We start from the raw sequence: 15421 nt of genomic DNA, 5'->3' as shown, positions 1-15421 counted from the left end.
CCCAGCGTTGTGCTGGGCTTTCGATACAGTAATTTCGTACTATAACGATGCTTTATACTGCTTTTTGTGTTGCGTGCTTACCTAGCTCAGAGGTTTTTTCATCTTTTAGATACAGGTTTTCAAAACAATAGTTAGTTGCTTCGATGTAACCTTCAACGCTACCACAGTCAAAGCGTTTGCCCTTGAATTTGTAAGCCAATACACAGCCCGCTTTTGCTTGTTTTAGCAGCGCGTCAGTGATTTGAATTTCACCACCTTTACCTGGTTCGGTGTTTTCGATCAGTTCAAAAATATCGGGAGTCAGGATGTAGCGACCAATGATCGCAAGGTTGCTAGGTGCCGTGCCTTTCTCTGGTTTTTCTACCATGTCGTCTACGCGGTAGATGTCGTCTTTGATCATTTCACCAGAGATAACGCCGTATTTGTGCGTTTCTTCGGCTGGTACTTCTTGCACTGCAACGATAGAACAGCGGAACTGTTTAAATAGTGCCACCATCTGAGCCAGTACGCCCTCTTGCTCGTTCACACAAAGGTCATCAGCAAGAACAACAGCAAATGGCTCATCGCCTACCAATTCTCGTCCAGTTAGAATCGCGTGGCCCAAGCCTTTCATTTCGCGTTGACGTATATAAGTGAAGTTTGCAGATTCAATGATTTCACGGATATCTACCAACAGCTCTTCTTTGTTGGTACCGCTAATCTGATGTTCCAGTTCGTAGTTCTTATCAAAGTGGTCCATGATCGAGTGCTTGCCACGACCTGTCACAATACACATGCCGTTCATACCAGCTTGGATTGCTTCTTCGACACCGTATTCAATAAGCGGTTTGTTCACGACTGGCATCATCTCTTTTGGCATAGATTTCGTTGCCGGTAGGAAGCGTGTGCCATAGCCTGCAGCAGGGAACAGACATTTTTTTATCATTGGGGGAATATCCTATCTCGTTTTTATCAAGAATCTGCGCATAACTTTAACACGAGAGGTATCAATGAATCATGAATAAAGTAGGAAAAAATGTGAGACTCGGTGCGGAAAAAAGATGAGCGACTCGTCATTTCAGTTATCAGAGCCGCTCACATTGCATCACGACATTAAGTTTTGGTCTGCCCAGGCGATTGCCTGTACTCGGTTCTTTACGGATAGCTTTTTGAATATCTGATACAAGTGCGATTTGATGGTGAATTCACTGACGAATAACTCTTCGGCCATCTGACTGTTCGAGGCGCCAGCTTGTAGGCAACGCAGTACTTGTAGCTCACGAATGGTTAGGTCTACCGTAGCTGGTGCAGTATGAGTATTAATGACATTGCGGTAATAGTGTAAAAGTTGACTGGTTACATTACGCGGCAGCCAGTTTTGACCGTTAACAATGCCTTTTAACCCTTCTCCAATTTGCTCTAGCGTATCTTCAGAATAAAACACACCTTTTAATTGACCAAATGAAAGAAGTTCATCCGTGGTTAGTCTTTTAGGCACGTTGAAGACAACGGTTTCAAAGTTTTTCCATACAAGAGGCAAGTTTTTGATCGATTGAACAAGTGATTTATGTTCACTGAAGTCTATCAGTAGAATTTTATTACGGTGTTGTGGCTTGGCTTCCATGAGTGCTTCGGTTGAAATCACCGGGATGCTCATATCAATGTACTTTTCGAGTGCCGCCACTTTTTTTTGCGCATTATCTTCCATACTGATCAGAAATAGCTTTCTTGCGTAAGCCGACTTTCTCACGTGTTCCAATCTCCCTGGGTTCAATAGAAGCCATAAACTGGCATTAAAGAGAGGCCATAACCATCGCTTTACTGAATAAATGCGTTCGAATTCAAAGCTTCACGAAACGATGTCTGCAACGCGAATCAAAAATGCTACACACGTAAGTTGAAATACGATTTGGGTTCTAGAGGGTGACTCAATAGATCACAATGGTATTAGACTTTAATCAAAACATTAAAGCGTGCTATTCTAATGCGCTAAAATTTTATATATCCAGAGTGAAACGGAGCACATCATGGCCAGCCGTGGAATTAACAAAGTTATTTTGGTGGGGAATCTAGGTAACGACCCTGAAATTCGTTACATGCCGAATGGCGGTGCAGTAGCAAACATTACTATTGCGACTTCTGATTCATGGCGTGATAAAGCGACTGGCGAACAGCGCGAAAAAACGGAATGGCACCGTGTTGTGTTGTTCGGCAAACTTGCGGAAGTAGCAGGTGAGTACTTGCGTAAAGGCTCTCAAGTCTACATTGAAGGGCAACTGCAAACTCGCAAATGGCAAGATCAAAGTGGTCAAGATCGCTACTCAACTGAAGTCGTTGTTCAAGGCTTCAATGGTGTGATGCAAATGCTTGGCGGTCGTGCTCAAGGTGGCGGCGCACCTATGGGCGGTCAACAGCAGCAACAAGGTGGATGGGGTCAGCCTCAACAGCCAGCTCAGCAGCAGTACAATGCGCCTCAGCAACAGCAACCACAACAACAGGCTCCGCAGCAATCACAGCAGCAGTACAATGAGCCACCAATGGATTTTGACGACGATATCCCGTTCTAAATTCTGCTTATGCTTGAATCGAAAAGGCCGCGAATATCGCGGCCTTTTTTATTGTCGCAATCTAATGATCTCACAGGCTTATCTTGGCAAGGTTAGGCGTAACAATAAAACTTATCAATGAGTGTGATTTTCTTTATGCTCCAGCCTCTCACTATCAGACTAATCCGATTGTTTGATGAACTCTTATCAAGTATAAATATTTCAATAAGGTATATGATGAATAAAAAAGGAATTTGGTATTCATGAGGTATACCCCAACTCTTAAGTTAAGCACACGGCTGGTGGCCTTCGTCACCATGATCGTTATCTGCGCCATGTTTATCTTGTTTGTCGGTGGCACCCTCTCTTTTAAACGTCTTGGGCAGGAATATCTCACCCATTATTTAGAAGGGATCGTAGAGGTGGTCGACAAGGAGATGGAAGATCCTGACGCCGCTTATTCTATGCAGCGCTGGATGCCGAAAATGCTGCAGGCTTCCAATATTGTCGAAATGACGTTGTCGACCAACAACGCCGTTGTTTATCGCTTCAAAGATACTTCTCATCAAATGGAAGCGTCAGTCTTGTTTGAGGCTGAGTACCAGTTGACTCACAATCAAGATTACACGATTCACTTTAAAGCAATTCCCCCTTACTTAGGTTACAGCTACTCAATGCAGGCGCTTTGGTCGATCACGCTTGCCGTTATATTGATCATCTTCTGCTTAATGCGCGGCGTGGCATGGCTTAAGGAACAATTAGAAGGCTCCGAAATGCTCGAAGAGCGAGGCAGAATGATCCTGGCTGGTAGGGTGGAGCAGTATGCCAAAGGTGACAAAAAAGAATGGCCTTACACCGCCAGTGAAGCGCTCGATGTATTAATCGAAGAGTTACAAGATGCGCGTCAAGAGCGAAGCCGATTTGATACCTTTATTCGAACTCAAACCTTCCTTGATAAGCTAACCGGTACCGCTAACCGAGTGTTATTTGATAGCAAGTTGGAATCGGCGTTACTAGAAAGTGGGGCTCGCGGCGCCGTGTTGCTAGTTCGTATTCAAGACTGGAAACTGGTTGAAGAAGAGCAAGATAAGCAAATTACGGATGAGTTTATTGTTGAAGTTGGGAGTTTATTGTCCAATTTAGTTCAACGATACCCAGATGTTGTATTTTCCCGTTATTACGATGCTGATTTTGCGCTTTTTCTACCGCACCAAAGTGCGAAAGATGTGGCTAACCTCGCCTCGCAATGCATTCGCCAGTTAGAAAAGTTAATGCCGCCAGAGCCACTTGATCCAGACAACTGGTGCCATATTGGCATCACCACTTATAAAGAAGGTGAGCGACACAGCCAAATCATTGATGAAGCCGAGACTGCTTTGCGTAGTGCGCAACTACAAAATAACAATAATTGGAGTCGCTTCAAAAAATGGAACCACGATGAAGAAGCTCGCGGAAGTGTGAGGTGGAGAACGTTATTTGACACAGCACTTACACCTGAAAGTGTGATACTCTACGCACAATCTGTGCACCCAATAAGTGACGCGACGCATAAAAAATCATTATATGAAGAGTTAACATGTCGGATTCGCGATCCTGAGAATGGGATTGTTAAAGCGTCTCGGTTCATTTCTGCGATCAGACAGGTTGGTTATGAAGCGCAAATGGATAAGTCGGTTATTAATAAATTCTTAAGAGAGTTTAAGGATAATTTTGATAACTCAAGATCGTATGCGCTCAATTTGAATGTAACGCCATTTTCTAACCGAGAGTACTTTAAATGGTTTCGTGATGAACTCTTACAGTTGTCACGTGAGCAGAGAAAGTGTCTCAGTTTTGAGTTTGTTGAAGCACAATTTGTAAGACACTTAGACTTTATGCGACCAGTCGCTAAAATGCTGGCCGGTTTAGGGTGCCACTTAATGGTTGGGCAGGCTGGGCGTACCATCGTCAGCACTCACTATTTAAAAGAAGTGGACATTCGTTACCTTAAACTTCATCGCAGTTTAGTAGCAAAAATCGACCAACGACATGAAAACCAGCTATTTGTCCGCAGTATGCTAGGTGCGGCGGCAAACAGTAAAACTAAAATTATAGCAGTGGGAATTGAGAATCAGAACGAGCTCAACACATTAATTGAGCTCGGGGTTTATGGTGGGCAAGGGCGTTACTTTTCTGCGGAGCAGCAGTTTCTTCCTCGTCCCCAAGCGTTGCCGAATTCTCAATCAGAATCCCAAGTTAAATTGGGAAGACGAAATCGCTGGCGGAAAAAATAAAGATAATAATCATGGATTTCAAAGCACTATTCGACAAGCTTAAGCGATCATCTAGTGGTGATCGCTCCTGCTTTTTGGTTATTCAGCCAGACGCCGTTTATTTATCATCTTCAATCAAAAGTAGTCGTCCATACCAATTTGATATTTCTGAGTCCAATTGGGAAAAAGCCGTTGAGCAAGCATTGAGCGTTGCAGCGAGTGCGTATGATTCATTAACGGTTATTCTTTCTCATAACTATTACCAGATGTACCAAATCGACAAACCGGTCATGCCGCGTCAAGAATGGCCAGCCGCATTACCGTTTTTGTTGAAAGAACTGATCTCTGAGCGTGCTATCGACATTATTGCCGATGCGGTCGAGTTACCGAATTCAACCAAAGTGCAAGCATACGTCTTATCGCGAAAAATATTGGATAAGATTGTGTTACTGGCCAGTCGAGCCCAGTTACCATTAGAAGCCATTCTTCCTGAAGACGATATTTGGGGAGAGACTGCTGGTGAACTAGGAAACTTCCTATTATTACAACGCAGTGTGCGTGGTCATTTCCGTATAAGCGCTTTTGTCGAAAATACTATTGCGTTCCACCGCTCTATTCGCAGTGTGACGCCACCGTTAACGGGGGTTCCGTCTAGCGATTTACAGATGGACAGTCTGTCGTTAGAACTGCAACGTTCGATTGATTATCTTTCATCTCAGTTACGCCACGTGCAATTACATCAATTGAAAGTGTGCTGCGATGAAGAGGATGAGAGCGAGCTTGTTCAGGCTCTGAACTACCGTTTAAGTACTAAGGTTTCACCGTTATTACCACCAGAACATGAGCTATCAGGACATGTTTTGGCTGACACTGCGGCTACTTCAAATACTCGACGCGTCAACTTATATCCCGATTACTTAAAGCCGAAAAAAGAGCTCCTGACGCTAAAAAATATCGCGTTATCTTGGGGCGTTGCGGCGGCTGCAATTCTATTTTCTTACGGTTATGTCACTTGGCAGAGCAGCGGTTTGGAAGATGAGATTGCTATTGTAAAAAGTAAAGGCGATATCATGAAGTCAGAGCTTGAACGTTATCAAGTCAAGCTACGTAAGCATCAACCTGACAATAATAAGCTGGCAGCTAAAGCCCGCTTAGAGCGTGAAGTCAAGGCGAAGCGAGACTCGCTTAAAGCTGTCGGGAAATACGATGACTCGCAACGCACGGGTTACTCTGGCGTGATGCAATCATTAGCGAAGCTAGGAAACCAAGAAATTTCTTTGTCCGAAATTCGAATCAATACCCATACCTTAGACCTGAAGGGACTAGCGAAAAAACCGAGCTCAGTGCCAAATTGGGTCAGCCAATTTAAAAATGAAATTAGCTTGGTTGGCCGAACGTTTGACGACGTCAAAATAGGTCGAAATGATAAGGATATTGTGACGTTTGAACTAAAAACGCGCGAGGATAAAGAGAAATGAACGAATTCTGGCTCTCATTAGAAGGGCGCTTTGGCGAAATGAGTACGCGTGAAAAAGTGCTCACCGCATTGTGCGGTTTAGTTGTCGTGATCATGTTGCTCTTTACGCTGGTATTGGAGCCAAAGCTTAACGAGATCATCAGTAATGAGAGGCAACTAAGTAATTTAAAGCAAGCCAATCAAAAGATTGAAATCGATACGCTACGTATTCAGGCGCAACTTAAGAAAGATCCAAATGCTGAGATTGATCGCGCGATATCTAATCTGTTAGCTGAGAGTCAGCATCTTTCGATGCAATTAGCGGAGATCATCGAGCATCTTATTACACCTTCGCAAATGGCTGAGCTGCTTGAAAATGTGTTGGAGCAGCAAAGTGGCATTCACCTTTTGTCTCTGCAAACCTTGCCATCTGAGCCAATAACGGAAGATAAAGAAGCATCGCAATACTCTGGTTACTACGTGCATCCTGTTCGTATGGAACTGACTGGTGACTATTTTTCTATTGCTAATTATCTGAATAAATTGGAGAGCCTTCCTGCGAGTTATTACTGGCGCAGCTTTAGTTATAAAGTCGAAGAGTACCCGAAAGCGAAGCTTGTGTTAGAAGTCTACACACTAGGATCTAGAGAGGAGTTTATTGGTGGTTAACAAACTCATCATCTCATTGCTTGTTATGGCAGCGGCAGGAACCGCTTGGGCAAACCAGGACCCAACGGCCCCACTTGGTTGGGAAAAGCCAGCGGTTGAAACGTCAGCGAAACCAAAAGTTAAACGGTACCGACTGCCTAAGCTCAACAGTATTGTGTGTAAGCCAAGTACTGATTGTATCGCGATTATGGATAACAAACTTGTCGAAAAAGGCGAGCTATTTAAGGGTTATCGCGTCGCGAGCATTAATAGTGAATTTGTAACTTTAAAGCGTGGTAACCGTCAGTGGGACCTAGAGCTTTTTGATTTAAACGTAAAACAATAATAACCAGAGCCCGATCAGATATGCGCAAATTAGTTGTAGGAATAACGATTGCTTCTTTAATGGGATGTTCAATGGGTCATCGGAATCCAGTGGAAGTTAAAGAAGCGCTCAATGAATCGATCAATCAAGCGAACAGCCGCACATTGGAAGAAATCCCTTCTTCTGTTGAGGCAGACTTGATGCCAAATTTAGACTCGAACGTTGCATCAGAGCAAGGCACCTCGAAGCGTTTTCGTATTCAGGCGAATGCGGTCGATGCAAGAAGCTTTTTCGCCTCATTAGTGAAAGGCACTGAGTACAGCGTGGCGATTCACCCATCGGTACAAGGTAATATCACTGTCAACTTGTCAGATGTGACATTGGATGAAGTTCTGAATGTCGTACAGAATATGTATGGCTATGACGTGGTGAAGTCTGGCAAAGTTATTCAAATCTACCCAGCAGGTATGCGTACTGTGACCATTCCAGTCGATTACCTGCAGTTCAAGCGTTCTGGTCGCTCATTAACCAGCATTGTTACGGGCTCTGTAACCTCGGCTGGTACGTCTAATTCTGGTGGTAGCTCAGACAGTTCTGACTCGTCAGACTCTAACAATGGAAACAACAACGATAGCTCGACCACATCTACGGGTGGTACACGCATTGAAACCATCACTGAGAGTGACTTCTGGCCTATGCTGCAGCAAGCTGTTGCGAATCTAATTGGTTCAGGCAAAGGGCAAAGTGTGGTTGTAACGCCACAAGCGGGAGTTATTACGGTTCGAGCATTTCCTGATGATATTCGCGAAGTACGCGAGTTCTTAGGTGTATCGCAGGAGCGCATGCAGCGCCAGGTCATTCTTGAAGCTAAAATCCTAGAAGTGACGTTGAATGATGGCTACCAACAAGGCATCAACTGGTCAAACTTATCGGCGTCAATTGGTAACTCGGGTAGTATCGTAGTCAACCGCCCTGCGTCGACATTACCACCATTGGATGCGATTGGCACGCTATTGGGCGGTCAAACTAACGTGACTATTTCGGATGGTAACTTCAATGCAGTGTTGAGCTTCATGTCTACGCAAGGTGACTTGAACGTCCTTTCGAGCCCTCGTATTACCGCTGCCAACAACCAAAAATCTGTCATCAAAGTGGGTACCGATGAGTACTTTGTTACCGAGCTATCGAGCAATGCAGGCAACGGTGAAAACTCAAATGCAGTTCCTGAAGTGGAACTGACGCCATTCTTCTCGGGTATTTCCCTCGATGTGACTCCGCAAATTGATAACAAAGGCAATGTGTTCCTGCATGTTCACCCCGCAGTTATTGAAGTCACGGAAGAAGTGAAGCAATTGAACTTGGGCGGAGATTTCCAAAACATCCAACTGCCATTAGCGAAAAGCTCTATTCGTGAATCAGACTCGGTTATTCGTGCTAAAGATGGCGATGTTGTGGTTATCGGCGGTCTGATGAAACAGCAAAATCGTGAGCTTGTTTCTAAAGTCCCATTTTTGGGCGATGTACCAGCACTGGGGCATTTGTTCCGCAACGTGAATAACGTAACTGAGAAAACAGAATTGGTCATCTTGCTAAAACCGACCGTAGTTGGCGTGAACTCTTGGCAGAAAGAGCTAGAGCGCTCTCGTGATCTGCTGCAAGAGTGGTTCCCAGATGCGCAATAAGCGCTGGGAAAGGTTCTGTTTTTCAATAGGTTTGTGATTCGAGTATGTACTTGTCACACTTTGGATTCCGAGTTCAGCCTTTTTCGTTAACCCCAAATACAGAAATGTTCTTGGGGTTAGTCCCTCACTATGAGGCGATCCAAACCATCCTAGCTGCCGTGCAAATGGGAGAAGGGGTGATTAAGGTGACGGGAGAAGTAGGCACTGGAAAAACCATGGTATGCCGTAAGCTGATCGAGCAGATTGAATCTGAAGTTGAGCTTATTTACTTACCCAATCCAGTGTTGAATGGGGAACAGTTGCAGTTTGCTGTCGCCAGAGAGTTGGGTATCGAGAACGATGATCCGCTGCGTATCGTTTCCCTCATTCAAGAGCACTTGATTCAAGTACATTACTTGGGAAAGAAAACCGTCTTGATCGTTGATGAAGCGCAAGCTCTTTCCCCACAAGCTTTAGAAACATTACGTCTATTTGGCAACTTAGAAACGGAACAAGATAAGCTCATTCAATTGGTGTTATTCGGACAACCTGAGTTGGATGAAAGATTGGCTAACCATGAGCTAAGGCAGTTTCGTCAACGCATTACGTTTAGCTGCCAGTTACGTCCTCTCTCTATCGATGAAGGCGTGGCTTACATCAATAATCGTTTAGATAAAGCAGGCAATGGGGCGCACATTTTTTCTATTGAACAGAAAAAAGCGATTTGGCGTTCATCCATGGGGATTCCGCGCTTGATAAACCAAATTAGCCACAAGTCGTTGCTTGCTGCATTTAATGAGCGTTGCACACTATTGAAAAATCATCACGTTTACGCCGCTATGCACGATACGTTTGATGCCCGTAAACCTAAGTTTAAAACACCCGTATTTTGGGGATGGAGTCAACCTTGAGTGCCATCAATAAAGCATTATCAGAACTTGCTGAAAAAACATCGCCGTCAGAGCTTACTTGTGCGGAGATTCCAAGAGTCTCACGCAGTAAACCTTGGCTTTGGCTTGTCGCCGGTTTTTCGTTAAGCCTTGCGGTTGGTAGCTGGGCGGTCTCTCGCGGTCCTGTCCCGTCAGGCGAGCTATCACAGTTTCAAACCGACGCTATGCCACTGTCGTCTGTGAATGTCTCACCAATTGTTTCATCGGAGCGCACTCACTCGCCAACGAGTAAAATGACGCCCGATACAACTCAAGTGGTTTACACCAAACCAGCCACACAGCCGGTAGCGCAACAGCCTCACATGCAAGAGACTGATAGGTTCACGCTAAGATCTGAGATAAATATCGCCTCTGAAGATGAAGTTTTACTCGCGCAGTTAGCAACGATGCCGAGCGAGGAGCAATACGATCACGTAACCCGCACGACATCAGAAAACAGCTCAATGCGTATTGAGCAGGTTGAGCTTACACATCGTCAATTATCTCTTAAAGCGGTTAGCCGAGCGGAAAAAGCACTGGATGCTAACGATATGCAAACGGCGTTATCGGCTTATGCCGAGGCGTTGCGTTATGAGCCAATGAATGCAGACACGCGTCAAAAGTTATCAGCGTTGTACTTTGGTAAAGGTGACACGCGTAAAGCATATGAGATTATTCAAGAAGGCATCAACCTAGATACGAACAACCAAGTACTCCGCTTGGCCTTGTCTAAGTTGTTAGTGAAAGCTAATCAACCTGAAGCGGCGCTGAGCCCGCTTGTTCATTTGCCTCCAGTACCAAGTCGAGATTACTTGGCGATGCGTGCGGCATTGGCACAAAAACACAAGCAAAATGACATTGCGCTTGAGAGCTATCAACTCCTAACTCAGCGTGAGCCGGAAAACGCGCGCTGGTGGTTAGGTTTGGCTATTCAACAAGAGCGCGCCCTGGCTTTTACTGCCGCGATTAACTCTTACAACCAAGCTCTGGGTAAAGTTGGCATTTCGAATCAATCGCAAGCATTTATCCGTGACCGTTTGAGCATCTTGAAAGAGTTGGAGAGCGCACAATGAAAATTCAGTTGAGAAAACGCTTGGGCGATCTTCTGGTTGAGGAAGGTATCGTCTCTGAAGAACAAATCCAGCAAGCACTAAACGCACAACGCAGTACCGGGCAGAAGTTAGGGGATGCGTTAATTGACCTTGGCTTTATTACTGAAAAGCAAATGTTGGACTTCTTGTCTCAGCAGCTTGGTTTGCCACTGATCGATCTTGGTCGTGCACCTGTGGATGCCGAAGCCGTGCAGATTTTACCTGAGGTACACGCTCGTCGCTTACGTGCGATGGTCGTTGCTCGAAATGGGGACACCCTGCGCGTTGCTATGAGCGACCCTGCGGACTTGTTCATTCAAGAATCATTGATGAACTTGTTAGGTCAATACAACCTTGAGTTCATTGTTGCTTCAGAGCGTCAGCTTATTTCAAGCTTTGACCGTTATTACCGCCGTACTAAAGAGATCGCCTCCTTTGCTGAACAGCTGCATGAAGAGCATAAAGATGTACAAAGCTTTGATTACGGTATTGATGAAGCCGATAGTGAAGAGGTTACCGTTGTAAAGCTGGTTAATTCCATGTTTGAAGATGCGGTACAGGTTGGAGCTTCGGATATTCATATTGAGCCAGACGATCAAGTGTTGCGTTTGCGCCAGCGTATTGATGGCGTATTGCATGAAACGCTCTTAAATGAAGTGAACATTGCATCGGCTTTGGTTCTTCGACTGAAGTTGATGGCACACCTAGATATTTCTGAAAAGCGCTTGCCACAAGATGGCCGATTCAATATCAAAGTTCGTGGCCAATCAATTGATATTCGTATGTCGACGTTACCAACGCAGTACGGAGAATCTGTGGTAATGCGTCTGCTTAACCAGTCCGCTGGTTTGCGTCCGTTAGAAGAGTCAGGCTTGCCGCCAGACTTGCTTGCTCGCTTACGTCGACAGTTGGCGCGTCCGCACGGCATGATTTTGGTTACCGGGCCGACAGGTTCCGGTAAAACCACCACGCTTTACGGCGCATTGAGTGAGCTCAACGAACCTGGGAAAAAGATCATTACAGCAGAGGACCCGGTTGAATATCGTCTGCCTCGCATCACTCAGGTACAGGTTAACAGCAAGATCGATCTAACTTTCTCGCGTGTTCTTAGAACCTTTTTACGTCAAGACCCAGACATAATTCTTGTTGGTGAGATGCGTGACCAAGAGACGGTAGAAATTGGTCTGCGAGCTGCACTAACGGGGCATTTAGTATTGAGCACTCTCCACACCAACGATGCTGTCGACAGTGCGTTACGCATGATCGATATGGGGGCGCCGGGGTACTTGGTTGCTAGTGCGGTTAGAGCCGTGGTGGCGCAGCGTCTTGTGCGCCGAGTTTGCCCAGATTGTAAAACAGAAGACCACTTAGATGAGTCTCGCCAGCAGTGGTTAGCTGGGCGTTTCCCAAATCAAGTTAGCACCATTTTTTATAAAGGCGCAGGTTGCCAAAACTGTAACTTGACTGGTTATCGAGGCCGAATCGGTGTGTTTGAAATGCTCGAACTTGAGCAAGAGATGATGGATAAATTGCGAGCCAATGATGCGGTTGGTTTTGCGCAAGCCGCGCGCCGCTCAGAAAACTATAAGCCACTGCTTGCTTCTGCAATGGAACTGGCGCTACAAGGCACCGTCAGTTTGGATGAAGTGATGACCCTAGGTGAGGGTGATGCTTCTGGTAAGACTGATCCCATTTTCATATAGGTAAGTGAATGCCAACTTTTCGTTATCAAGGCCGCACGCTAGACGGCTCATCCACTAACGGCAAAATCGAAGCAGTGAACTCAGAAGCTGCGGCGGAAGCATTGATGAACAAAGGGGTCATCCCGCTCAATGTACGGTTAGAGAAAGAGTCGGCAAAAAGCCAAGTGAGCTTGTCTAAGCTGTTTGTGCCTGCTATTCCGTTGGAAGTAATTATTCTTTTCTCTCGCCAGTTGTTTAGTTTGACTAAAGCTGGCGTACCTTTGCTGCGCTCTATGCGTGGCTTGTTGCAAAATTGCGAAAACAAACAGCTCAAAGAGGCGCTAGAAGATGTCGTTTCTGAACTGAGTAATGGCCGAGGTTTGTCTTCTGCGATGCAGCAACACAGTAAAGTATTCAGCCCACTGTTCGTTTCTATGATCAACGTCGGTGAGAATACGGGTCGGCTTGACCAAGCGCTATTGCAACTGGCGAATTACTACGAACAGGAACTTGAGACTCGCAAACGCATTAAAGCGGCGATGCGTTATCCGACGTTTGTTATTATCTTTATCACCATCGCCATGTTTGTATTGAATATCTTGGTGATCCCTGAGTTTGCATCGATGTTCACGCGCTTTGGGGTTGAGCTACCATTGCCGACGCGTATTTTGATCGCGACTTCTAATTTCTTTGTTAATTATTGGGTGTTGCTGGTTGTGGCAATGATTGGCGCGTTTACTGTATTCAGAGCGTGGGTGGCGACGGCTGATGGTCGGGAGAAGTTCGATAAGTTTCGGCTTCGGCTGCCAATTGTAGGCGATATCGTTAATCGTGCGCAGCTTTCTCGTTTTGCCAGAACCTTCTCGTTGATGCTGAAATCAGGGGTGCCACTTAACCAGTCTTTGGCTTTGGCCGGGGAAGCCTTAGGGAACCGTTTTTTAGAAAACCGAATTCTTGAGATGAAGTCTGCAATTGAAGCGGGTAGCACCATTTCAGTGACGGCCATCAACAGTAAAATATTCACCCCATTGGTGATTCAGATGATTGCAGTAGGTGAAGAAACTGGTCGTATTGATGAGTTGCTGCTGGAGGTGTCGGACTTTTACGATCGAGAAGTCGATTACGATCTAAAAACGCTGACCGCAAGAATAGAACCATTACTTTTGGTGATTGTCGCAGGCATGGTCATGGTGCTGGCATTGGGTATCTTCCTACCAATGTGGGGAATGCTCGACATTATCAAAGGCGGCTAATAGGTGGTTGAAAATCAAAGCCGAGCAACGCTTATTGTGTTTGGGGTTATTGCTACGATTATGGCGGTGGGTTTGGCGGTCAAATTACGTCCTGTGACCGAGCAAGCACAAGTGACTGGGGCTAAGTTGGCGAGAGTTTGGATGCAAGATAGTGTTCAGCGTTATCGTCAAGCTTGGCTAGTACAAGGCGAGCCAGAACATATGCTGATGGATGGTTTTAACCTTACTATGACTGAGGACGGGTTAGTGTCTCCCTTTACTCAGCAAGGTGTATTAGATTGTGGTTATTGGCTAGCGGTGCATTACCCCCAACGTAAAATAATGACCAACAAGTTAATAGATATCAGTGGAGCCATCAAAACTGATCGTTATGTCTGTCACTACACTTATGAAAATGGTCAGTCGATTGTAGTTATCTCAACTGCTAATCAACTGAAAATAGACGTCGAAATGTCGGCAGAGTGAATTTTTTGACACCTAATCACTATAATTGGTAATGAAAGTCGGTATAATGCAATCATTACCATAAGTAACAGGCTGTAATAGTGGGTAAACAATAATGTGTTTTTCTCATTGCAGCATGAACTGAATAATGGCGAATCGTCATTCTGCTCAAGCGGTAGATACAGTATCCACTTCACGGTCAGTTTTAGTGAACGTTGCTGCCCCAAACCGTTTTGACAATATCCAAAATGGTCGCGTGACCTAAACAAAACTTTGCAGTTGTACTGCATGCTTACATAGAGAGAGTAAACAATGAAAAGACAAGGTGGTTTCACCCTTATCGAATTGGTAGTGGTAATTGTAATCCTAGGTATTCTAGCGGTAACTGCAGCACCACGTTTCCTTAACCTACAAGATGATGCTCGAGCTTCTGCACTTCAAGGTCTGAAAGGCGCGATTGATGGGGCTTCAGGCATTGTATATGGTAAGGCAGCAATCAAGAGCCAAGAAACTGGTGAAAATGGAGCGATTAGTGTTGCTGGCTCAACTTTACAGCTGGATTATGGTTACCCTGAAGCAACTACAGAGGCTCTTAAGCTAGCGGTCGATGGTATTGATTCTGGAGACTGGGAGCTTATTGCAGACAATAGCGATAAAGATCCTGCAAACATGGTATACGGCATTAAAGGCTACAGTAAGAGCTGTGTTAGATACACTGCTGCTACAGGTGATAACACTCCAGCGAAAACTGAGATTGTTGCTAGTTCTGCAGTATGTACTAAGTAATACATTGATAAAAGGCCAGCTAGTCTGGCCTTTATCTCTCTACTTTGGTTAATTTCGGAATAGTTCATATGCGTAAATCATCGGGTCTTAGTGCAATAGAGTTTGTCGTTGTGCTGATTATCTTAGGTGTGATCGGTTATGTGGTATTACCAAGATTTATCAGTTTTGAACCAGAAACTTATGAAGCAAAGTGGGAGCAAACTAAGCAAACCGCCGAGCACGTTTCTGAAACGCTAAGCAACAAAGAAACGTACGATCGAATTGAAGAAGAGATTGGCCGTTCAAAAGGGCAAAATAACTAGACATTGGTTGTTTGTTCGTCTGTTCACACTTCGAATCGAAAAGTTACAAACCTATCATTAATCTCAT

The 15421-nt window shown here is 45.0% G+C and carries 15 protein-coding genes; 13 read left to right on the top strand and 2 right to left on the bottom strand.

Annotation, left to right across the window (positions count from 1 at the left end; translation table 11 throughout):
- Positions 1-52 precede the first annotated feature (52 nt).
- On the bottom strand, positions 53-925 hold the full coding sequence (gene galU / locus R7E29_RS03610; protein ID WP_005381239.1) for a UTP--glucose-1-phosphate uridylyltransferase GalU: 873 nt from the start codon (positions 923-925) through the stop codon (positions 53-55).
- Positions 926-1084: 159 nt separating this feature from the next.
- Positions 1085-1729 carry a LuxR C-terminal-related transcriptional regulator gene (locus R7E29_RS03605; RefSeq protein ID WP_033907423.1) on the bottom strand — a complete coding sequence of 215 codons (645 nt, stop codon included), beginning with the start codon at positions 1727-1729 and terminating at the stop codon, positions 1085-1087.
- A 277-nt stretch (positions 1730-2006) separates the two neighbouring features.
- Between R7E29_RS03605 and R7E29_RS03600 the strand changes: the two genes are divergently transcribed.
- The 13 genes from R7E29_RS03600 to R7E29_RS03540 all read left to right on the top strand — a co-directional run bounded on the left by R7E29_RS03600 (position 2007) and on the right by R7E29_RS03540 (position 15354).
- Positions 2007-2546, top strand: a complete 540-nt coding sequence (locus tag R7E29_RS03600; protein ID WP_005381235.1) for a single-stranded DNA-binding protein — start codon at positions 2007-2009, stop codon at positions 2544-2546.
- Positions 2547-2788: 242 nt separating this feature from the next.
- On the top strand, positions 2789-4798 hold the full coding sequence (gene csrD, locus R7E29_RS03595) for an RNase E specificity factor CsrD (RefSeq protein ID WP_005381201.1): 2010 nt from the start codon (positions 2789-2791) through the stop codon (positions 4796-4798).
- Between the two features lie 11 nt (positions 4799-4809).
- On the top strand, positions 4810-6255 hold the full coding sequence (locus R7E29_RS03590; protein ID WP_005387799.1) for a hypothetical protein: 1446 nt from the start codon (positions 4810-4812) through the stop codon (positions 6253-6255).
- Positions 6252-6902: a type II secretion system protein GspM gene (gspM, locus tag R7E29_RS03585; RefSeq protein ID WP_005381197.1), complete on the top strand. Its 651-nt coding sequence runs from the start codon at positions 6252-6254 to the stop codon at positions 6900-6902. The genes R7E29_RS03590 and gspM overlap by 4 nt, the downstream gene beginning before the upstream one ends.
- On the top strand, positions 6895-7227 hold the full coding sequence (locus R7E29_RS03580) for a hypothetical protein (protein WP_005381196.1): 333 nt from the start codon (positions 6895-6897) through the stop codon (positions 7225-7227). The genes gspM and R7E29_RS03580 overlap by 8 nt, the downstream gene beginning before the upstream one ends.
- A 20-nt stretch (positions 7228-7247) precedes the next feature.
- Positions 7248-8888, top strand: a complete 1641-nt coding sequence (mshL, locus tag R7E29_RS03575) for a pilus (MSHA type) biogenesis protein MshL (RefSeq protein WP_005388471.1) — start codon at positions 7248-7250, stop codon at positions 8886-8888.
- A 44-nt stretch (positions 8889-8932) separates the two neighbouring features.
- The gene (locus tag R7E29_RS03570) at positions 8933-9778 is read left to right on the top strand and encodes an ExeA family protein (RefSeq protein ID WP_053303467.1); all 846 of its coding nucleotides are present in this window, start codon (positions 8933-8935) and stop codon (positions 9776-9778) included.
- Positions 9775-10869, top strand: coding sequence for a tetratricopeptide repeat protein (locus R7E29_RS03565; RefSeq protein WP_318082403.1), 1095 nt, complete (start codon positions 9775-9777; stop codon positions 10867-10869). Before R7E29_RS03570 ends, R7E29_RS03565 begins: the two co-directional genes overlap by 4 nt.
- A complete protein-coding gene (locus tag R7E29_RS03560; RefSeq protein ID WP_005381188.1) occupies positions 10866-12590 on the top strand; it encodes a GspE/PulE family protein in 1725 nt (574 codons plus the stop codon). Before R7E29_RS03565 ends, R7E29_RS03560 begins: the two co-directional genes overlap by 4 nt.
- 8 nt (positions 12591-12598) lie before the next feature.
- The gene (locus tag R7E29_RS03555) at positions 12599-13822 is read left to right on the top strand and encodes a type II secretion system F family protein (protein WP_005381186.1); all 1224 of its coding nucleotides are present in this window, start codon (positions 12599-12601) and stop codon (positions 13820-13822) included.
- 3 nt (positions 13823-13825) lie between these two features.
- Positions 13826-14287: a hypothetical protein gene (locus tag R7E29_RS03550; protein ID WP_031781206.1), complete on the top strand. Its 462-nt coding sequence runs from the start codon at positions 13826-13828 to the stop codon at positions 14285-14287.
- Positions 14288-14578: 291 nt separating this feature from the next.
- Positions 14579-15052, top strand: coding sequence for a type II secretion system protein (locus R7E29_RS03545; RefSeq protein ID WP_115386317.1), 474 nt, complete (start codon positions 14579-14581; stop codon positions 15050-15052).
- A gap of 68 nt (positions 15053-15120) precedes the next feature.
- Positions 15121-15354, top strand: a complete 234-nt coding sequence (locus R7E29_RS03540) for a type II secretion system protein (RefSeq protein ID WP_005388453.1) — start codon at positions 15121-15123, stop codon at positions 15352-15354.
- Positions 15355-15421 lie beyond the last annotated feature (67 nt).

This window comes from Vibrio sp. Vb1729 (genome assembly GCF_033338655.1).
GTDB lineage: Bacteria > Pseudomonadota > Gammaproteobacteria > Enterobacterales > Vibrionaceae > Vibrio > Vibrio alginolyticus.
This window is presented reverse-complemented; position numbering and strand designations above follow the sequence as displayed.

Coding starts and splice junctions, on each gene's coding strand:
- galU (WP_005381239.1), bottom strand. CDS start 925: ATGATAAAAAAATGTCTGTTCCCTGCTGCAGGCTATGGCACACGCTTC.
- R7E29_RS03600 (WP_005381235.1), top strand. CDS start 2,007: ATGGCCAGCCGTGGAATTAACAAAGTTATTTTGGTGGGGAATCTAGGT.
- csrD (WP_005381201.1), top strand. CDS start 2,789: ATGAGGTATACCCCAACTCTTAAGTTAAGCACACGGCTGGTGGCCTTC.
- R7E29_RS03590 (WP_005387799.1), top strand. CDS start 4,810: ATGGATTTCAAAGCACTATTCGACAAGCTTAAGCGATCATCTAGTGGT.
- gspM (WP_005381197.1), top strand. CDS start 6,252: ATGAACGAATTCTGGCTCTCATTAGAAGGGCGCTTTGGCGAAATGAGT.
- mshL (WP_005388471.1), top strand. CDS start 7,248: ATGCGCAAATTAGTTGTAGGAATAACGATTGCTTCTTTAATGGGATGT.
- R7E29_RS03570 (WP_053303467.1), top strand. CDS start 8,933: ATGTACTTGTCACACTTTGGATTCCGAGTTCAGCCTTTTTCGTTAACC.
- R7E29_RS03560 (WP_005381188.1), top strand. CDS start 10,866: ATGAAAATTCAGTTGAGAAAACGCTTGGGCGATCTTCTGGTTGAGGAA.
- R7E29_RS03555 (WP_005381186.1), top strand. CDS start 12,599: ATGCCAACTTTTCGTTATCAAGGCCGCACGCTAGACGGCTCATCCACT.
- R7E29_RS03545 (WP_115386317.1), top strand. CDS start 14,579: ATGAAAAGACAAGGTGGTTTCACCCTTATCGAATTGGTAGTGGTAATT.
- R7E29_RS03540 (WP_005388453.1), top strand. CDS start 15,121: ATGCGTAAATCATCGGGTCTTAGTGCAATAGAGTTTGTCGTTGTGCTG.